Origin of the sequence: Companilactobacillus farciminis KCTC 3681 = DSM 20184 (assembly GCF_002706745.1) — a bacterium.
GTDB classification, from domain to species: Bacteria; Bacillota; Bacilli; order Lactobacillales; family Lactobacillaceae; genus Companilactobacillus; species Companilactobacillus farciminis.
Genome location: NZ_CP017702.1, coordinates 1,609,216 through 1,628,607 on the forward strand (window position 1 = coordinate 1,609,216; position 19,392 = coordinate 1,628,607).

Below are 19,392 nucleotides of genomic sequence, written 5' to 3' on the forward strand. Positions count from 1 at the left end.
ATTATTCCTTCCTCAACTTCTTTATCAATGCTTTAGCAACAGCTGGAGGAACAAATTCAGAAATATCGCCACCAAATTTTGCTACCTCTTTCATCATTGATGATGATATCGTAGCATACTTGCCATTAGCTAGCAGGAATATCGTTTCAATATTTTTATCCAAAACTTTATTGATTGAAGCGACACCTGATTCATAGCCAAAATCATCGGGATTACGCATGGAACGCACTAGAAATTGTGCTCCTAAATCCTTAGCCAGCTTAGTAGACAGTTCACCTTTTCCATCATAAACTTCAACATTATCTAAATCAGTCGTCTCGGCTTCAATAAAAGCTTTCTTCTCTTGATATGTAAATAAGTAATTTTTTGAAGTATTCGTCATCGGTACAACATACAATTTGTCGAATAATTTAGCTGATCGATGAATAATATCCAAATGACCATTGGTAATTGGATCAAAACTTCCCGCATAAAGTCCAATCTTTTCAGACATTCTTAACCCCCAAATCGATACATCGCTACTTTAGTATCTTTATATCTTTTTTCTTTGATCAATTCAATCTGTTCTAGTTCTAAATCAATGTCATAATTTGTTTCATCGACAATAACTGCCCCATCATTTAACAAGTCATTGTCAACCATATCAGAAATAATTTGTTCAGTAATCTTCATCCGATACGGTGGATCTAAGAATACTAAATCAAATTTGACCTTTTCGTCTTCAAACTTCTTCAAAGCTTCTGTGGCACTGGACTTAATTACTACGAAACTATCTTCTTCACGAGTTTTTTCGACATTTTCCTTAATAGTATTGATAGCTTTATAAGCCTTATCAACTAAATAAGCTTGCTGATAACCTCTAGAGACAGCTTCAATCCCTAAACTACCGGTTCCAGCAAATAAGTCTAAAGCGACACCATCAACCATATACGGCGATAGCATGCTAAAAACTGCTTCTTTTACTTTGGCCGAAGTTGGACGCGTGTTATTAGTCGGAACTGCTTTTAAATTGAGCCCTCGAAATTTACCTGAAACTACCTTCATTAATCTTCCTCTTCAGTATTCTTAGATTTTAAGACAAAATGTTCATCCAACTCTTTTCGATGAGCCAATGCTACACGTTTAACATAATTTTTAGAAATCAATTCTTTTCTAACTTCTGAAACCTTTTCTGAATTGACATACAACATAACATATTTCATTTTGGGAGAAGTGTAATAAATTGTTCCATAACGTTGCAATTTTTTTCTCCATTTTAGTGAGTAGACCCAGACATACAGCGCCTGACGTTCCACTTTTTTGTACATAGAATCACCTTTTTTTCATTTTTTCAAACTTCGTCGTTGCTTCAAGGTTCAAAACGATTCCTAAGGCGACTGATAAAATCAACAGACTGGAACCACCATAACTAATAAATGGCAAGGTAACACCAGTCAATGGAATCAATCCTAACAATCCACCAACATTTAAGACCGTTTGAGCCAAAATCATTGTCGCCACGCCATAATAAACTAATGAATTATAAGATTTTTTCGAACGAAGTCCTAAAGAAATCATTCTCAAAATAATAATCAACAATAAGCCTAAAATAAAAGCCACGCCAACTAAGCCCAATTCTTCACTGATGATCGACAAGATAAAATCAGTGTGCGGTTCGGGCAAATAACCACGCTTTTGAATACTATTTCCTAAGCCAGTACCGAAAATCCCACCATTACTAATAGCGTAAAAAGAATTAACCAACTGCGCTCCAGACTTTTGTTCCAATTGAAACGGATGCTGCATAGCTAAGAAACGTTGATAAGCATAATTAGTTTTCACAAAATTAGGTGGAAACTTGGTTATCATAACTACGACACCAATGAAAACCGTCAATAAGAAAGCACTCAATTCAGCAATTAATTTTCCCGGAATAGTTGATGACGCCAACAAAACCAAAGTTATCAACGACAAAATCAAAGCCCCACCAATATCTGGTTGCACGAGCACCATGATGATGATTGAGGCTACAATTATCATCGGTTGTAAAACTTCTCGAAAAACTTCTTTCCAACCTTGTTTTCTAATCAGACGATTTTGTTTATTAGTCAAAACTAATGCCAAAAACATGATCAAAAACAACTTAGCAAATTCCAATGGTTGAAAGTTAAATATCTTCAAACTGATCCAAGCCGAGGCCCCGTTAACACGACTACTAGGATCAATCAAAGCACGTCCTAACAAGTAAAATAACGAACCGACTGTAATCAGCATTACCATACTCAAAATCCGCTGACTCTTTAAGATCCGCTCTTTCAGCATAAAAGTTACATAACATAGAAAAATCCCCAACACCGCATAGATGGCTTGCTTGATCAAATATTGATTAGTACTGCCACCAGCTATTAAAGAATTATAAAAACTGGCTGAATACACCATCACGATGCCTATACCCAATAACAGAATATATGGAATCACGATCCATAAGTCTATTTTCTTTAATTTTTTCACATTTTAACTCCTAAAATCTGATATAACGATTATACCACCAAACAAATGGATACAAAACTTCACACAATTTATTAAAAAAATCAAAACAAAAAGGGCTGAAGACTAGTGTCCCCAACCCTTAAAATTATCAATTATTTAGTGTTTTTCTTTTGTTTGTCGAACTTCTTACGTTCATTTGTGTTCAAGATCTTCTTACGTAATCTAACACTTTCAGGTGTTACTTCACAAAGTTCGTCTTCGTTTAGGAATTCGATTGATTGTTCAAGTGACATATCCTTAGGTGTCTTGATTGCAGCAGCGTGGTCTTTACCAGAAGCACGAGTATTTGTAAGGTTCTTACCCTTTGTAACAGTAACGGCGATATCTTGATCACGGCTACTTTCACCAACGATCATACCTTCGTAGACATCAACACCGGCACCGATGAACAATGTACCACGATCTTCAACTGATTGTAGTGAGTAAGTAGTTGATGGACCTTGGTTGATTGAAACCAAAGCACCAGTTCTTCTACCTGGGTTCCAGTTCTTAACAACTGGCTTGTATTCTGAGAATGTGTGGTTCAAGATACCGTAACCACCAGTCATTGACAAGAATTCTGTTGAGTAACCGATCAAACCACGTGAAGGTGCAGAGAAAATAAGTTTTGTTTGACCATTTCCTGTACTTTCCATGTTTTCCATGTCCCCTTTTCTTTGGGCCATAGAATCGATAACTGAACCAACGTATTCGTCAGGAGTATCGATAGTTACTTCTTCGTAAGGTTCACATTTTTGATTGTCGATAGTCTTGTAGATAACTTCTGGACGTGATAGTTGCAATTCGAAACCTTCACGACGCATTTCTTCAACAAGGATTGACAAGTGAAGTTCACCACGACCTGAAACCATCCAAGCACCAGCTTGATCAGTATCTTCAACCTTCAATGAAACATCAGTGTGCAATTGTTTCTTCAAACGGTCTTCAATCTTTCTAGCAGTAACTTCTGTACCTTCACGGCCAGCAAATGGTGAGTTGTTTTGTAAGAACATCATCTTCAATGTTGGTTCATCAATACGTAGCAATGGAAGTGCTTCTTGATGGTCAACTGGTGTAACAGTTTCACCAACGAAAATATCTTCCATACCAGAAACAGCAATTAAGTCTCCGGCTTTAGCTTCATTGATTTCAACACGGTTCAAGCCCATGAAACCAAATAACTTAGTTACACGGAAGTTCTTCGTTGAACCGTCAAGTTTCATAACAGTAACGCTGTCCCCAACTTTGATCTTACCTCTAAATACACGACCAATACCGATACGACCAACGTAATCGTTGTAGTCTAGTAGGGCAACTTGGAATTGTAATGGTTCATCTGAGTTGTCGATTGGTGCAGGGATTGTCTTCAAAATTGTATCGAACAATGGGTCCATTGTGTGTTCTTGATCAGCTGGGTCATCTGAATAACTTGATGTACCGTTGATAGCTGAAGCGTAAATAACAGGGAAATCAAGTTGTGAGTCGTCAGCACCTAATTCGATGAATAGTTCAAGCACTTCGTCAACAACTTCTGCAGGACGAGCACCTGGTCTATCAATTTTGTTAATAACAACGATTGGTGTTAAGTGTTGTTCCAAAGCTTTCTTCAAAACAAAACGTGTTTGAGGCATTGTACCTTCATAGGCATCAACAACTAGCAATACACCATCAACCATCTTCATGATACGTTCAACTTCACCACCGAAGTCCGCGTGTCCTGGTGTATCCAAGATATTGATCTTCTTACCCTTGTAATCAACAGCTGTATTCTTTGAAAGGATTGTGATACCACGTTCTCTTTCAATAGCATTTGAATCAAGCGCACGGTCTTGGATTTCGTAGTGCTTTCCTAGTGTGTCTGATTGTTTTAGCATTTCGTTAACTAATGTAGTTTTACCGTGGTCAACGTGAGCGATGATCGCAATGTTTCTAATATCTTCTCTTCTCTTAGTCAAATTAGTTCTTCCTTCCATAAATACGTGTTTAGATTACTTGCAATAAAAAAACTGTGAATGACTGTCACAGTTCACTAACGCGCTTTAAGTGTCTTTAGTGCTTCAGAAGCAACCTTCTGAGTACCAACTATTACGACTTGTGATTCTAACATATTTATTGGGGAATCGTCAATACTTACGACACTCATCCCCGCTGCTTCACATAGAACGCGTCCAGCGGCTAAATCCCAAGGAGCTAAGTATGACATATACATGACTTCTTTTCCAGTTAAAAGGTGTCCGAAGATAATTCCAGCACTACCATAAACCCTCAGTCCACTGCTCTTCTTTACGACTTCTTGAACATCAAATTTGTTTGCCAAAGCCATTGGAGCTGATATGTCAACTAACCCTTCTATCAAAGGTAAATTCTTTGGAATATCGATCGGTGTTTGGTCGATGAATAATCCAATTTCCTTACCGCCATGATAAATTTCATTATCCATAACGTCTATGATAGCACCAATTAAGGGTTCACCGTCAATGTAAACGCCAATCATTGATGCAAAATCGTCGCCGCGCTTCACAAAATTCATCGTGCCATCAATAGGATCGACAAAGAAAACCAAGCCCGACATATCTTTTACTAAATCGCCATAGCCTTCTTCACTAACGATCGTAGCTTCTGGATAAGCCTCTTTGATTCTCGTATTAATAAACTTCTCAGTCTTTTTATCAAAGTTAGTTACTAAATCATTACGATTCTTCTTTGTACCGACAGACATCTTCTTAATAGAATCCTCTCGTAAGTTTTCACCAACTTGAGTTAATAATTCTACTAGAAATGCATCGATTTTTTTACTATCTACGTTCATTTCGAATCCTGACTTTCTCACTGTTTTTAGCTTTTTGACATTGTTTGAAGACTTGATAAATTGAATAGCCTGATTCACTTTCAAATTCTTTATCGAGACGTTTTTGCTCCATCTTCATGGGCACTACTTGTTGGAACGAGCGGTATTTTTGCAAAAATTCATCCCGCTTGACACCTGACTCATAGGCCTTTTCGACGGCATTGTATAAATCTATCACGGTCACGATATCTTCTTGACTCCAAGTCTCATCAAGCGGATAGCTGTAATTATCTTGCATTGAAATAACCCCTTTCATTTATTCTACTATACAAAAAAAGCGGTGCAATTGCATCGCTTTTAGTCAAATCATTTTATTTAGTTTACAAAATATCTTATTTTGGTTTCTAAACGCAAAACTGATTTAAATGTGTGTTGGATAGCCAATCAAAATATCAGCAGCTTCTTGAATTGGTTCACCTAGAGTTGGATGTGGGTGAATTGTGAGAGCAATATCTTCGGCATTTAGTTGACAATTAATTGCAACACTCAATTCAGAGATCAAATCACTAGCACCGGGTCCGACGATTTGTCCACCAAGAAGTGTGCCAGTATCCTTTTGAGCAATCAACTTCACGAATCCTTCAGCAGCGTCCAAGGAAACCGCACGAGCGTTACCAGCAAATGGGAATTTGGCAACTTTGACGTCGATGCCTTTATCCTTAGCATCTTTTTCTGTCAAACCGACACTAGCCAATTCCGGATCAGTGAAACAAACGGCCGGGACGCCAATGTAGTCATTAGCGGTATTCTTGCCAGAAATAGCACCAGCTACAGTCTTAGCTTCAAAGAAAGCCTTGTGAGCCAGAGCAGGTCCTGGAGTGATATCACCGATAGCATAAATGTGATCAACTGAAGTCTTGCCTTGTTCATCTACTTCGACTAAACCTCTGTCAGTAGTTTTGACATTCGTCATTTCAAGACCAAAGTTGTCAGTATTTGGACGACGTCCGACTGTTACCATACAGTAGTCAGCACTGATCGTAGTTGGAGTGCCATCTACTTCGTAAGTAACATCGACGTGATCGCCTTTATTTTCACTCTTTTTGGCCATGGCATTAGTAATGATCGTAACGCCTTTTTTCTCAAGGTTCTTCTTAACGATAGAAACCATGTCTTTTTCGAAGTTAGGAATGATATTTGGAGAACCTTCAAGAATCGTTACGTGAGCACCAAGGTCAGCATAAGCACCGGCAAGTTCTGTTCCGACATAACCACCACCGATGATAATGAATTCCTTAGGAACTTCTTTCAAATTCAAGCCACCAGTTGAATCAATTACTCGGTCATCGAATTTGAATCCTCTGATCTCGATAGGACGACTACCAGTTGCCAAAATCAAATTCTTGAACTTGATAGTTTGACCGCCACCGTTGTCCATGAATTGTCTAGGACCACTTGGCATTACACGTAATTGCGTATCACTATCCAAATATGCTTCACCATTGATCAATTCAACGTGATGCTTTTTGAGTAGCATTTGAACACCATTAGTCATTCGAGCAACGACTTTTTCATCTTTCCAAGCTTGTGTCTTAGTAAAGTCAATCGTTGCATCGCTAGTTGTAATACCATAAGTTGATGAATCTTTCGCTTGTTGAAGTCTGTGACCAGCTGTGATCAAAGCTTTTGAAGGCACACAACCGACATTCAAACAAACACCACCAACAGTATCTGATTTTTCAATAACTGTTACATCTTGTCCTAATTCTGAAGCTCTGATTGCTGCAACATAACCACCAGGGCCTGATCCAATAATAACGGTATCTTTTTCTATTACATTTTCTGCCATTTTAAATTAGCCCTCCATCAATAACATATCTGGATCGTGCAACAACTTCTTCAATAAGTTCAAAGCGTTTTGAGCTAAAGCACCATCAATTAATCTGTGATCGTAGCTTAGTGATAACTTCAACATCTTACCTACTTGAATGTTGCCGTCCTCATCTACATAAGGTTCATTAGCAATCTTACCGACACCAAGGATTGCTACTTCAGGGTAATTGATAACTGGAGTGAACCAGCCACCACCGATTGAACCGACATTACTGATAGTGATTGAACCACCAGACATCTTGTCCATACTCAACTTGTTGTCATAAGCAGCTTGCGAGTTTTCAGTGATTTCTTTGGCAATTTCAAACATACCTTTAGAATCAACGTTCTTAACATTTGGAACATAAAGTCCATGTTCAGTATTTGTGGCAATTCCGATATTGTAATAGTGCTTGTAGACAATTTCTTCAGTTGAATCGTCAATTGAAGCATTCAACTCTGGATATGCCTTCAAAACAGCTACTAAGGCTTTGGCAATATAAGGCAAGAATGTTAAATGAATACCTTTATCAGCAGCAATTGCCTTGTACTTCTTGCGGTTAGCCATCAAAGCGCTTACTTCAACATCGTCAAAACTAGTTACGTGAGGAGCTGTGTGCTTACTATTGAGCATTGCCTTAGCAATTGCTTTTCTAGTCATAGACATCTTTTCACGAGTCTCTAATTCAGGAGTTGCTGACTTGTAAGGAGTAATTGGTTGTGCTGGTGCACTTGGAGCTGCAGCTGTACTTGTAGCAGTTGCTGAAGTTTGGGTAGCTGCTTGTGGATTACCGCTCTTAAAGGCATCAACATCCGCTTTAGTAATTTGACCATGCTTACCACTAGGAGTTACTTGGCTCAAATCAACACCTTTGTCACGTGCATATTGACGAACTGATGGCATAGCCAAATATTTGGCATTGGCTGAACCAGTTGCAGATCCGGCTTGTTCTTTAGCTTCTGGTTTAGCTTCTTCTTTTGTTTCGGCTTTTGGTGCTTCATCGTCGCCGTCGTCAGCTGAACCATCGTCAATAACGATCAAAGTATCGCCAACCTCAACTGTCTCTCCTTCTTTAGCTACAATTTGTTTGACAGTTCCGGCAACTGGGGATGGTAGTTCTTCAACTGATTTATCATTTTGAATTTCTACCAAGGAGTCATCTTCTTTTACGGTGTCTCCTTCTTTAACTAGCCAGCTAGCGATTTCACCTTCGGCCATCCCTTCACCAAGTTCTGGTAATTTAAATTTGTAAGCCATAGTTGTTTTCCCTTCCTTCGATTAATTAGTAGTTGAGAATCTCATTTACTTTTTCTTCAATTTCTTTGGCACGTGGGATCCAAATGTCTTCACCTAACGCAAATGGATAAACACTGTTTGGTGCTGCAACTCTACCAACTGGTGCATCGAGAGAAAGAATAGCGCCTTCAGCAATAGCTGATGCAACTTGTGCGCCAACTCCGGCCATCTTTTGAGCTTCTTGAACGATTACAACTTTGTGTGTCTTTTCAATTGACTTGAAGATTGTTTCCGTATCAATTGGAGAAACAGTTCTAAGATCAATAACTTCAACTGAAATATTCTTTTCAGCCAAACTATCAGCAACTTTAAGTGCTTCATTAACTTCCGCACCATAAGCTACGATCGTAATATCATTACCTTCACGAACAACGTTTGCTTTGTCCAAAGGCACTGTATACTTACCATCAGGAATATCGTCTTTCATTGAACGATATAGTTTCAAGTTTTCCATGAATAGTACTGGATCGTTACTTTCAACTGAAGAAATCAACAAACCTTTAGCATCATATGGATTACTTGGCATAACAACACGGAGTCCAGGAACGCCTGTAAAGAAGTTTTCTAGGTTATCAGCGTGCATTTCAGCAGTATGTGTACCACCACCATAAGGAGTACGGATAGTTACCGGAGCGTTCTTCAAACCATCGAATCTAAAACGCATTCTAGCTAATTGACCAGCAATTTGGTCGACAGCTTCAAAAGAAAAGCCCATGAATTGAATTTCTGGAATTGGACGCCAGCCAGTTAGACCAAGCCCTGTTGCCAATCCCATGATTCCTGATTCAGCAAGTGGAGTATCGAAGACTCTATCTTCACCATATTTTTTTTGAAGTCCTTGAGTAGTTCTGAAAACACCACCATTTTTACCAACATCTTCACCGAAGATCAATGTTTTTGGATCGTCTTCCAGAACAATGTCTAAGGCATCTGTAACTGCTTGAATATAAGTTTTCTTAGCCATTTTTACTTCGACTCCTTTGCTTCAAATTTATCAATTTCTTGTTTCATTTCTGGAGTTGGAATTTCAAAAGTACGTTTCAACATATCGGAAACTTTATCGGCAGGAACGTTATCTGCTTCTTTGATTGCATCCTTAAATGATGCTTTGTACTCATCAACTAATTTGTCTTCTTCATCTTCTGACCAAAGTCCTTTATCTGTAAGAACTTTTCTGAGACGAATCAATGGATCTTTTTCAAACCAAGGTTGTTCTTGATCCTTAGTTCTGTAACGTTTAGGATCGTCACCGGCACTTGAGTGAGCACCGAAACGATAAGTTAGAGTTTCAATCAAAACAGGACCATTGCCTGCAACCATGTAATCACGCGCTGCTTTAGCAACTGCATAACAAGCTAAGATATCCATTCCATCGACTTGAACGCTAGGAATACCTGCAGCAACAGCTTTTTGAGCTAATGTAGGAGCAGCTGTTTGTTTTGCACGAGGTGTTGAAATAGCAAAGCCATTATTTTGAACGATGAACAAAACAGGAGCTTGATAAGCACCAGCAAAGTTCATTCCTTCATAACTATCACCTTGTGAAGTACCACCATCACCAGTATATGTGAAGGCAATTGTATCTTCTTCTTTATTCTTCTTGATACCAAGTCCAACACCAGCAGCTTCAACATAAGCAGCACCGATGATAATTTGTGGCATCATTGAACGAGCTTTAAATTTGTTACCTAAAACATGTCCTCTTGACCAAAGATAAGCTTCAGTCACAGTAGCTCCATGTTGGATCAATTGAGGAACGTCACGATAAGCAGGTAGAAGATAATCTTGTTTCTTCATTGCGAGAACAGTTCCCATCTCAGAAGCTTCCTCACCTTCAGTTGGGGCATAGAATCCCATGCGTCCTTGACGTGAAAAGTTCATTGTCTGTTCATGCAAAGCACGTTCCCAGACCATTTTCTTCATGAATTCAACTAAATCTTCATCTGAAAAACTATCGAAAACCTCTTGATCAGTAATTTCAGCATTTTCATTCAAAACTTGAATGGGTTTTGAAACGTTCGATAAATTATTTTTTATTGCTTCAAAATCAACAATTGGTTTATTTGCCATTCTCCACAGTCCTTTCATAAAAAACTCATCCCTTGTGAATATTTGTAAGGGCTTTCATATAATTTTAGTCTAACATTGATCTGCCAAAAAACAAGTAGTTTCAACGTTCTTGGCACAAAAAAAATTTAAAAATATTTTTCATTAGTTTGTGAAAATTGTAACTATTTATCCAAATTTATTTCATTTTCAGAGCTTCCATTCTCTAGTTCGCTGACCATTGAATTGAGAGAGACGGTTGCCATATTTTTTACGGCCTTAGTTGTATAAAAGGCGATGTGTGGCGTCAATATAATCCGATTACTCTTAATTACTCGCTCTAATAGTTTGTCGCTAAATTCTTGATCGCTTAAATCGGTATTAAACACGCCGACTTCATTCTCATAGACATCCAAAACTGCTCCGTAAAGCTTTCCATTTGCAACTGCATCATAGAGTTCTTCGGTGTTGATCAAGTCGCCACGAGCTGAGTTGACAACAATCGCATTATCTTTCATTTCAGCAATTGTATCTTTATTTATCACCGTGTGACCCTTGCCAAGACTAGGAATATGTAGGGTTACAACATCTGATTCTTTCAAAAGCGTATCTAAATCATCGACGTATAATCCTTGTTTTTCAATTTCTGGATTGTGAAATTTGTCATATGCGATGACTTTTGCACCAAATCCTTGATAAATTTTTATTGCGGCTCGACCAATTCTTCCAGTACCTGCAACCCCTACTGTTAATTGATTCAACTCACGACCAATATCTGGTGCCCATCTGAAATCGTGTTGGTCCACTTTTCTGATCATATGTTTAAAATTACGTAATAATGCCATCAAACCAGCAACTGAATATTCAGCGATAGCTTCTGGCGAATAACTTGGAACATTAGTTAAACGAATATCGTTTCTCTTCAAAGCTTCGAATGGAACATTGTCGACACCAACATTACGTAGCGACAAAACATGAATCCCAAATTCATTCATCGTATCAAAAATCTTCTCGTCGTATGGTAACTGTTGATAAGCGACGATTCCATCGTATCCTTGAGCCATTTTGACTGTTTCTGGCGTTAACAAATCAGTCACGATTTTTACTTCAATATTGTTGGTCTTAGACCACTCTTGAATATATTTCTTTTCATCTTCCCTGACGCCAAAATCAATTAGCTTCATTAACAAAACCTCCAGCCATCTTTTTTATTTATGCACCAATATGAAATCGGTAACATGTACATTTACCATTTTATCATTATGGTGTTTGATATCACAAAGATATGACCCACTAAAATCTTTTCGGATGGTGGCGCTTACTTGATTTCTTTTCCAAAAAATTTTTCATTTACTTCTATTTTTTAAGAAAAATAATCTATAATAGATATACTAAGGTAATTTTGTACAATTTAACATTTGGAGGAAACTATGTATTTTATGAAAGATATCGTCCGTGATGGCGATCCCGTTTTAAGAAAAGTTGCAGAAAAGGTCCAATTTCCACTAAGTGATGAAGATAAAGCTTTAGCGGATAACATGATGGAATATCTCGTTAAGAGTCAAGATGAAGAATATGCTGAAAAACACCAATTAAGAGCCGGTGTTGGTTTGGCTGCTCCTCAAGTTGGCGTTTCAAAGATGATGGCTTCTGTTTTGGTTCCTAATGAAGAAGATCCTGACAAGCCACTTCTCAAGATGACTTTGATCAACCCAGTTATTATTAGAAACTCTGTTCAAAGAGCTGCTTTGTCTGAAGGTGAAGGCTGCTTATCAGTTGATAAAGATGTTCCTGGATTTGTTCCTCGTGCTGACCGTATCACTATCAAATACGATGACTTCGATGGTAACTCACAAACACTTCGTGTCAGAGACTACCCTGCTATCGTTTGCCAACACGAAATCGATCACTTAAATGGACACCTATACTATGACAAGATCAGTAAGACTGCCCCATTTGAATTAGATCCAAGTACTGTAGTCATTTCGTAATAGTAGTTAAGTATACTTAGATAACTTATTATGGTAGAATTGTGCTATCTATTGAATAGTGCACAAATGGACTGGAAAAGAATTACCGAATGAGACTGACTTGTTTCATTCAATTTGATTAAAGGAGAATTATATATTGATTTATAAAGTTTTGTATCAAACAAGTGAACTAGACAACCCCCGTCGTGAATTTACACATTCACTCTATATGGACGCTGCTTCAAGTATCGAAGTGCGTCAAGCAGTAGAGGATAATACTGACTATGACATCGAATTTATTCAGGAGCTCGATGAAAAACATCTCGAATACGAGAAAAAGAGTCCTGACTTTAAATTGACGGAGTTTTAGTTAATGTCCTTTAAAGTTAAAAATAATGAAGTTGCCGTCTTTGCCATCGGGGGCCTTGGTGAAATCGGTAAAAATATGTATGGAGTTCAATATCAAGATGAATTGATCGTGATTGATGCCGGAATTAAATTCCCAGAAGACGAACTCCTCGGAATTGACTATGTCATTTCTGATTACAGCTACTTAGTAGAAAATAAGGATAAGATCAAGGGTCTATTTATCACTCACGGTCACGAAGACCATATCGGTGGTATCCCTTATCTCCTTCAACAACTTCCTAACATCCCTGTTTATGCCGGTCCATTAGCTTGTGCATTAATTAAAGGTAAATTGGAAGAACATGGTCTATTAAGAACGACCGAAATGCACGTCTTGCACGAAGACGATGTTATTAAATTCCCAAAGACTAGTGTCTCATTCTTTAGAACGACTCACTCAATTCCTGATACCTTAGGTATCGCTGTTCATACCCCTCAGGGAATTATCGTTGAAACTGGTGACTTTAAGTTTGACCTAACACCAGTTGCTGGATTGCCATCACCTAACTTACAAAAGATGGCTGCACTTGGTGCTAAGGGTGTTTTATGTTTACTATCCGATAGTACTAATGCAGAAATTCCAACCTTCTCTAAGTCAGAACGTTCTGTCGGTTTAACGATTCACCAAATCTTTGAAACAATTCAAGGACGAATCATCTTTGCTACTTTCGCTTCTAACATCTATCGTATTTCTCAAGCGGTCGATGCAGCGATTCAACAAGGCAGAAAGATTGCGGTCTTTGGACGAAGCATGGAACAAGCAATTGAAAATGGTCGTGAATTAGGATACTTGAATATTCCTGATAACATGTTGATCGACCCACACGCTTTGAACCAAACTCCAGCCTCTGAAACTTTGATTCTATGTACTGGATCACAAGGTGAACCATTAGCTGCTTTGAGTAGAATTGCCAATGGTACTCACAGACAAATTACAATTCAACCTGGCGATACGGTTATTTTCTCAAGTAACCCAATTCCTGGTAACACAATCAGTGTTAACCATTTGATCAACCAACTTTCTGAAGCTGGTGCCGAAGTTATTCATGGTAAAGTCAACAACATCCACGCTTCTGGTCACGGTGGCCAAGAGGAACAAGAATTGATGCTTCGTTTAATGAAGCCTAAGTTCTTCATGCCAATTCACGGTGAGTATAGAATGTTGAAGATTCACACTGAATTAGCTGAATTGTGCGACGTACCACAAGATCACTCCTTCCTTTTGGAAAACGGTGATGTCTTAGCCTTAACGAAAGATACTGCTCGTGTAGCTGGACACTTCCCTGCTGGCGATGTCTATGTCGATGGTAAAGGTGTCGGCGATATCGGAAACGTTGTTATCCATGATCGTCAAGTCCTTTCTGAAGAAGGAATGGTTGTCGTCGTTGCTACGATCGATTATCAAAAACACATCGTCTTAGCTGGTCCTGATATTCTTTCACGTGGTTTCGTCTACATGCGTGAGTCAGGCGAATTGATCAACCAAGCACAAAAACGTGTCTTCCATTTGATCAAGAATGCTTTTGACGACGAAGATGAAAAAGTTACTGAAGCAACATTAAAACGTATCATCATTGAAGGATTGCAAGAGTTCTTGTACAAACGTACAGCTAGAAATCCTGTTATCTTGCCAATGTTAATTGGAACTTCAATCTAAAGTAGATCATTTGATCTACTTTTTTTATTTAAGGGTATTCAAATGAGTAAAACTACAAAAGTCGAAATAATTTTAAATCATCATGCTGGCAATGGACTAGCAATTTCCGCTTGCCATAAAGTAATAAATTTTCTAGAAAAAAATCAGATCAGTTACGAGATCCACAAAACTTTAAAAGATGGCGATGGCGTAAGAATTGCCAAACAATTAGCCAATCATCCAAACGATAGTAAAATCATCGTTATCGGTGGCGATGGAACGTTGAACCAAGCAGTCAATGGCGTAAAGGAATCTAACTATCCTAATACTGCTTTAGGCTATATTCCTGGTGGATCTGGCAATGATTTTTGCCGTGGTATCAAGTTAAAGATCAAAGACCCCATAGTCTTGTTGCAAGCCATCCTTTCTATGAAGCAACCACAAACAATCGATGTTGGCAAAGCTTATAATGATGATTTTTCTCATTATTTCATCAACAACATTGGTATCGGCTTTGATGCTCGCACGGTCTATTACACTAATCATTCTGAACGTAAGGATTTTCTCAATAAATTACATTTGGGAACTTTGTCCTATTTCACTAATCTGTTAAAAGTCATCAAGAAACAGCCTGCTTTTGGATTAGATGTCGACTATAGGAACCACAAAAAACATTTTGATTCAGCTTACATCGTAGTTGCGACGAATCATCCTTATTTTGGTGGTGGCTTTGCAATCGATCCAACTGCGAACCCTTTTAATCATCACTTAAATTTGGTCGTAGTCAAAAAAATCACTGGCATGACCTTTATCAAACTATTCAGCAAGTTATTGACCAATGGTTCTCACTTACAAGACAAAAATGTCTGGCACATCGAAGACAATCATTTTTCTCTTCACAATCAAACTAAACAATATGGTCAAATGGATGGTGAGGAATTAAGTCAAAACGAATTTAATTTCCACTTCGAAGTCAGCCAACATCCCTTTTGGTTACCCATCAAATAAAAACACAAAAACCTCATTAGAAAGCATTCAACTGCCTTTCTAATGAGGTTATTTTTTCTCCAAAAAATCTTTTGGAGTTACATTTTCCATACCAATCATCGGATTGATAGCATTATTCATAATCATATCCATCGTTAAATGATAATCGATTGGAGCTTGTTGTTCTGGTTTTTCTTCTGATTGATCAGATGTTTCTTCAACTTTAATTTTAAAAGTCGTAAAGATTCTTTGTTTTAACGTAGTTTGTCGCTCACTCGATTGGTCTTTGATTGAACGCTCAAACGCCGACCTATCTCCCACCATGATCAACAATCGCTTAGCACGTGTCACAGCAGTATACAACAAATTACGACGCAACATCCTTGACTCTTCGTTGACCAATGGCAAAATTACCATTTCAAACTCTGAGCCTTGAGATTTATGAATTGACGTACAATAAGCCAACGAAATATTGGTCCAATCCTTGCGATCCAAAGTTACCTCATTGCCATCAAAATCAATCACTAATTGATCAACGTGGTCAGTGTTCTCTTTGGCTAAAATAATTCCGACGATTTTGCCAATTTCACCATTAAAAACATTGTCTTCTGGTGTATTGACGAGGTAAACGACCTTATCGTTGATTCGATATTTGACATTGCCCATCGAAACTTCTTTTCTCTTCGGCTTCATCGGATTAACTACATTTTGAATCACAAAATTCAAATTATCGATTCCAGCTTGACCACGATACATTGGTGCTAAGACTTGTACATCGGCAATATCGAAACCACGCTCAGCTGATTTTGCGATGATTTGGGACAGTACATTAGGAACATTGCGGCTGTCGCAATTAATAAAGCTTCGGTCCGCTTTGTTTTGAAAAATTCCGTCGACGATAATACCTTCATTGATATCGTGAGCCAATTGAATAATCGTCGAATCTTCATCTTGACGGTGAATATTTTTTAAGATAGTTGTCGGAAAAACATCACTGTTGATCAAATCAGCAAAAATCTGTCCCGGTCCAACTGATGGCAACTGATCACGGTCACCTACTAAGACGATTTGAGTTCCCGGTTGTACTGCCGAGATCAAAACTTTAAATAACTTCGTATCGACCATCGACATTTCATCAATGATCAACAACTTGCAATCAAGACTAGGCTCAGCGTACTCATCATCCTCAGTACCTGTTAAACCTAATAAACGGTGAATCGTCATCGCTGGCAATCCTGTAGCTTCACCCATGTGTTTAGCAGCCCTTCCAGTTGGAGCAGCTAAGGCAATCGCATAGTCATCTGAATTTGGATCAAGTGGCATGTCATTTAATTCTGCATAGGCAGCTACTATCGCATTGATAATTGTCGTTTTCCCAGTTCCTGGACCACCAGTCAAAAGAAAAATCGGATGGGTCAAGGACTGACGAATAGCCTTTTCTTGAGAATCGTCATATTTAACTTTAAATTGCTTCTCGATCTTTTTGAGCTCTTTTTTCATCTCCCTTTCTTTCCAAGAGACGCCCTTGAAAGTATCAGTGATCATCTTCAAGGATTGGGCAATCGACCATTCGGAATCAGACATGTCTTTTTGATAAACATTGCCATCTTCAACTAATAAAACGCCATTTTTGACCAAATCACGCAAACCCGCTACTAATTTTTGGGATAAATCATCAGTCGAATTACTACGTAGAACTCCCATGACTCGTCTGATCAAATCCTGTCCATCAACGTAAGTATCGCCGGTTTCATTGATCATCGAACTAGTCATTTGAATCAAAGCACCCTTGATCCGTCTAGGGTCATCACCAGTAATTCCTAATCTTCTAGCCAATTCATCAGCCCGCTTAAAACCAACGCCTTTAACATCTAAAACTAGCTGATAAGGATCATCTTGAATCTTCTCTAAGGTCTGCACGCCATATTTTTGATAGATCCGTGCACTCAAAGTGGGACCAAAACCGTAGTTATTCAATTGATACAAGGCTTGTTCCGTCTGATGGTTGCTAGAAATTTGTTCAATTATTTGTTGAGTCTTTTGGGCACCCAACTTTAAGAAATCGAGTGCATGGGGATCTTTGATAATTTTATCGATAGCATCTTCGCCTAATTCATCGACAATTTTTTCGGCTTTTTTCTTACCAATACCGGGAAATTCTTCACTCGAAAAGAAATTGATCAGTTCTTTACGACCATTCGGACGACTTCTTTGATATGAAGTAGCTTGAAATTGCTTGCCATATTTTGGATGATCAATGATTCGCCCTTCAAAACGATATTCCTCTTCTTCAGAAATTTCGCCAAAGCTACCAGTTACAACGATATCTTTGGCATCCCAGTCAGTATTAGTCTTTTTTATTTTAATCGTAAAAATTTTGTAGAGATTCTCTGGATTCTCAAAAAAGATAGCTTTGACAGTGCCTAAAAAATATGGTGTTTCATTACTGTCCGTCATTGCTATCTCCTTGCTTTTTGATAAATTCTTGCAAATCAGCTAATTTCTTTTCGTTCTTCAAATAGTACTCTTCATCTAGTTTTTTAGCTTGATTTAAATAAGTTTGATAATCCTTCTTGAGATTCATCGCACACAAAGCCATATTGAAGTAATATTTGGCCGCTGGCTGGATTTTATTAGCTGTCTGATAAAATGTTAAGGCTTCTTGGAAATTGCCGTTAGCTAACAATAAATCAGCTAAGAGCTCATTTGCTTGTAAATCTTTTGGAGCTTTTTCCACAGCTGTCAAAGCATACATAATTGCTAATTGACGCTTACCTTGTTGATCCAAAGTTTTTGCCATCATGAAGTAAGCTTCGAAAGCATAATCGTTGTTGACTAGTTTTTGAAAAATATCATTAGCCTTATCATATTTATCAGCTAAATAATAAATATTGCCTAGATTATAAAGTAAGTCTTGATTGTCTTTAAATATTTCTAACGAGCGAGCTAATAACTCCTCAGCTTGTTCTAGATCGCCAGCTTGGACTAAATAAGTTGATAATTGTAAGATCTCAGGTAATTGCTTTGGATTTTGGTTTAAATCCTCAACTAATAATTTAACTGCGTCTTCTTTGTTACCTTGATTAAATAATTTCTCTGCTTGTTTGTTCATCTGATACCTCAAATAGTATCTGAACTGTCTAATTGTTTGTCCAGATAACTAGTTTCATTCCACTTGATTAATTTAAATTGGCCATCTTGGTATTGTAAATGAGTCAGACTAGTGTTGGAAAGGCCACCGTTCTTACGAATATCGCAAACTTTAGTTCCTAACAACGATTGGATCAACGTCACTAAAGCAGCCCCATGACTAACTATCACGAGATTACTGTCGGGAGAGTTTTGACTAACTATTTCTTTAACCGCATCAGTCGTTCTCTTAGCAACTTGTTCGAAGGATTCACCTTTGATCAGATCATAATCGTAGTCTTTGGGTTGATGTCTGAACGCATAGATTACTTCTGGCATTTCATTTTCCAACTCAGAAAACTTACGACCTTCCATAATTCCCAAATCAAATTCTCTCAAACCGTCAACGACGTCAAAAGGTATTTGGCGGTTTAAGTCCTTGATCAAAGTTTGAGCAGTTGTCTTAGCGCGTGGCAAAGGACTGGAGTAGACGTGAGCGATATCTACATCTTGCAATCTTTTTGCCAATAAACTAATATCATGCAAACTTTCTGGTAAAAGTGGCGAATCACCATGTCCACCTTGATATTTTCCTTCTAAATTCCATTCGGTCTTTCCATGTCTGACAAAATATAATTCCATTTTATTCTCACCTTACAAAGTTAATTACCTTTAATTATCGGTTTTTTGGAAGATTTTTTCAAGCCAGAGTCTATTTTACTGAAAATATAAAAACAGCGGTTAATATTGA

At 38.0% G+C, this 19,392-nt stretch carries 19 protein-coding genes; 4 read left to right on the plus strand and 15 right to left on the minus strand.

What is annotated here, in order from left to right; translation table 11 throughout:
* Position 1 precedes the first annotated feature (1 nt).
* From coaD to LF20184_RS07860, 12 genes are all read right to left on the minus strand, one after another.
* Complete coding sequence (coaD, locus tag LF20184_RS07805) at positions 2–493, minus strand: pantetheine-phosphate adenylyltransferase (protein ID WP_010020073.1); 492 nt, start codon at positions 491–493, stop codon at positions 2–4.
* A gap of 2 nt (positions 494–495) precedes the next feature.
* A complete protein-coding gene (gene rsmD, locus LF20184_RS07810; RefSeq protein WP_010020076.1) occupies positions 496–1,044 on the minus strand; it encodes a 16S rRNA (guanine(966)-N(2))-methyltransferase RsmD in 549 nt (182 codons plus the stop codon).
* Positions 1,044–1,307, minus strand: a complete 264-nt coding sequence (locus LF20184_RS07815; protein ID WP_029606538.1) for a YlbG family protein — start codon at positions 1,305–1,307, stop codon at positions 1,044–1,046. Before LF20184_RS07815 ends, rsmD begins: the two co-directional genes overlap by 1 nt.
* Positions 1,308–1,311: 4 nt before the next feature.
* Positions 1,312–2,490 (minus strand): FtsW/RodA/SpoVE family cell cycle protein, encoded by a 1,179-nt coding sequence (locus LF20184_RS07820; RefSeq protein ID WP_010020080.1) that lies wholly within the window; start codon positions 2,488–2,490, stop codon positions 1,312–1,314.
* Between the two features lie 131 nt (positions 2,491–2,621).
* A complete protein-coding gene (typA, locus tag LF20184_RS07825) occupies positions 2,622–4,481 on the minus strand; it encodes a translational GTPase TypA (protein WP_035182037.1) in 1,860 nt (619 codons plus the stop codon).
* A 56-nt stretch (positions 4,482–4,537) separates the two neighbouring features.
* Entirely contained in the window at positions 4,538–5,317 is a 780-nt protein-coding gene (locus LF20184_RS07830; RefSeq protein WP_010020082.1) for an inositol monophosphatase family protein, read from the minus strand.
* A complete protein-coding gene (locus LF20184_RS07835; RefSeq protein ID WP_010020083.1) occupies positions 5,304–5,594 on the minus strand; it encodes a UPF0223 family protein in 291 nt (96 codons plus the stop codon). The genes LF20184_RS07830 and LF20184_RS07835 overlap by 14 nt, the downstream gene beginning before the upstream one ends.
* Positions 5,595–5,717: 123 nt before the next feature.
* Positions 5,718–7,145: a dihydrolipoyl dehydrogenase gene (gene lpdA, locus LF20184_RS07840; RefSeq protein WP_010020085.1), complete on the minus strand. Its 1,428-nt coding sequence runs from the start codon at positions 7,143–7,145 to the stop codon at positions 5,718–5,720.
* A 6-nt stretch (positions 7,146–7,151) separates the two neighbouring features.
* Complete coding sequence (locus tag LF20184_RS07845) at positions 7,152–8,426, minus strand: 2-oxo acid dehydrogenase subunit E2 (RefSeq protein ID WP_010020086.1); 1,275 nt, start codon at positions 8,424–8,426, stop codon at positions 7,152–7,154.
* A 25-nt stretch (positions 8,427–8,451) separates the two neighbouring features.
* Positions 8,452–9,429, minus strand: coding sequence for an alpha-ketoacid dehydrogenase subunit beta (locus LF20184_RS07850; RefSeq protein ID WP_010020087.1), 978 nt, complete (start codon positions 9,427–9,429; stop codon positions 8,452–8,454).
* A gap of 2 nt (positions 9,430–9,431) precedes the next feature.
* Positions 9,432–10,535, minus strand: a complete 1,104-nt coding sequence (gene pdhA, locus LF20184_RS07855) for a pyruvate dehydrogenase (acetyl-transferring) E1 component subunit alpha (protein ID WP_029606539.1) — start codon at positions 10,533–10,535, stop codon at positions 9,432–9,434.
* Between the two features lie 161 nt (positions 10,536–10,696).
* Positions 10,697–11,695: a D-2-hydroxyacid dehydrogenase gene (locus LF20184_RS07860; RefSeq protein WP_010020089.1), complete on the minus strand. Its 999-nt coding sequence runs from the start codon at positions 11,693–11,695 to the stop codon at positions 10,697–10,699.
* A gap of 246 nt (positions 11,696–11,941) precedes the next feature.
* On the opposite strand from LF20184_RS07860, the gene def reads away from it, so the two are divergent.
* The 4 genes from def to LF20184_RS07880 all read left to right on the plus strand — a co-directional run bounded on the left by def (position 11,942) and on the right by LF20184_RS07880 (position 15,533).
* Complete coding sequence (gene def / locus LF20184_RS07865; RefSeq protein ID WP_010020090.1) at positions 11,942–12,502, plus strand: peptide deformylase; 561 nt, start codon at positions 11,942–11,944, stop codon at positions 12,500–12,502.
* A gap of 136 nt (positions 12,503–12,638) precedes the next feature.
* Positions 12,639–12,851, plus strand: coding sequence for a DNA-directed RNA polymerase subunit epsilon (locus LF20184_RS07870; RefSeq protein WP_010020092.1), 213 nt, complete (start codon positions 12,639–12,641; stop codon positions 12,849–12,851).
* Between the two features lie 3 nt (positions 12,852–12,854).
* Positions 12,855–14,546, plus strand: a complete 1,692-nt coding sequence (rnjA, locus tag LF20184_RS07875) for a ribonuclease J1 (RefSeq protein WP_010020093.1) — start codon at positions 12,855–12,857, stop codon at positions 14,544–14,546.
* Between the two features lie 42 nt (positions 14,547–14,588).
* Positions 14,589–15,533 (plus strand): diacylglycerol/lipid kinase family protein, encoded by a 945-nt coding sequence (locus LF20184_RS07880; protein WP_010020094.1) that lies wholly within the window; start codon positions 14,589–14,591, stop codon positions 15,531–15,533.
* Between the two features lie 48 nt (positions 15,534–15,581).
* Here the strand turns inward: LF20184_RS07880 and recD2 are convergent, their stop codons facing one another.
* The 3 genes from recD2 to LF20184_RS07895 are packed head-to-tail and all read right to left on the minus strand — an operon-like array spanning position 15,582 to position 19,283.
* Positions 15,582–17,969, minus strand: coding sequence for an SF1B family DNA helicase RecD2 (recD2, locus tag LF20184_RS07885; protein WP_010020095.1), 2,388 nt, complete (start codon positions 17,967–17,969; stop codon positions 15,582–15,584).
* Positions 17,956–18,624 (minus strand): tetratricopeptide repeat protein, encoded by a 669-nt coding sequence (locus LF20184_RS07890; protein WP_010020096.1) that lies wholly within the window; start codon positions 18,622–18,624, stop codon positions 17,956–17,958. Before LF20184_RS07890 ends, recD2 begins: the two co-directional genes overlap by 14 nt.
* An 8-nt stretch (positions 18,625–18,632) precedes the next feature.
* Positions 18,633–19,283 (minus strand): histidine phosphatase family protein, encoded by a 651-nt coding sequence (locus LF20184_RS07895; RefSeq protein WP_010020097.1) that lies wholly within the window; start codon positions 19,281–19,283, stop codon positions 18,633–18,635.
* Between the last annotated feature and the right edge of the window lie 109 nt (positions 19,284–19,392).

Bases quoted from the DNA above. Each gene is read 5' to 3' on its own strand.
- coaD (WP_010020073.1), bottom strand. From the start codon at position 493: ATGTCTGAAAAGATTGGACTTTATGCGGGAAGTTTTGATCCAATTACC.
- rsmD (WP_010020076.1), bottom strand. From the start codon at position 1,044: ATGAAGGTAGTTTCAGGTAAATTTCGAGGGCTCAATTTAAAAGCAGTT.
- LF20184_RS07815 (WP_029606538.1), bottom strand. From the start codon at position 1,307: ATGTACAAAAAAGTGGAACGTCAGGCGCTGTATGTCTGGGTCTACTCA.
- typA (WP_035182037.1), bottom strand. From the start codon at position 4,481: ATGGAAGGAAGAACTAATTTGACTAAGAGAAGAGAAGATATTAGAAAC.
- LF20184_RS07830 (WP_010020082.1), bottom strand. From the start codon at position 5,317: ATGAACGTAGATAGTAAAAAAATCGATGCATTTCTAGTAGAATTATTA.
- LF20184_RS07835 (WP_010020083.1), bottom strand. From the start codon at position 5,594: ATGCAAGATAATTACAGCTATCCGCTTGATGAGACTTGGAGTCAAGAA.
- lpdA (WP_010020085.1), bottom strand. From the start codon at position 7,145: ATGGCAGAAAATGTAATAGAAAAAGATACCGTTATTATTGGATCAGGC.
- LF20184_RS07845 (WP_010020086.1), bottom strand. From the start codon at position 8,426: ATGGCTTACAAATTTAAATTACCAGAACTTGGTGAAGGGATGGCCGAA.
- LF20184_RS07850 (WP_010020087.1), bottom strand. From the start codon at position 9,429: ATGGCTAAGAAAACTTATATTCAAGCAGTTACAGATGCCTTAGACATT.
- pdhA (WP_029606539.1), bottom strand. From the start codon at position 10,535: ATGGCAAATAAACCAATTGTTGATTTTGAAGCAATAAAAAATAATTTA.
- LF20184_RS07860 (WP_010020089.1), bottom strand. From the start codon at position 11,695: ATGAAGCTAATTGATTTTGGCGTCAGGGAAGATGAAAAGAAATATATT.
- def (WP_010020090.1), top strand. From the start codon at position 11,942: ATGTATTTTATGAAAGATATCGTCCGTGATGGCGATCCCGTTTTAAGA.
- rnjA (WP_010020093.1), top strand. From the start codon at position 12,855: ATGTCCTTTAAAGTTAAAAATAATGAAGTTGCCGTCTTTGCCATCGGG.
- LF20184_RS07880 (WP_010020094.1), top strand. From the start codon at position 14,589: ATGAGTAAAACTACAAAAGTCGAAATAATTTTAAATCATCATGCTGGC.
- recD2 (WP_010020095.1), bottom strand. From the start codon at position 17,969: ATGACGGACAGTAATGAAACACCATATTTTTTAGGCACTGTCAAAGCT.
- LF20184_RS07890 (WP_010020096.1), bottom strand. From the start codon at position 18,624: ATGAACAAACAAGCAGAGAAATTATTTAATCAAGGTAACAAAGAAGAC.
- LF20184_RS07895 (WP_010020097.1), bottom strand. From the start codon at position 19,283: ATGGAATTATATTTTGTCAGACATGGAAAGACCGAATGGAATTTAGAA.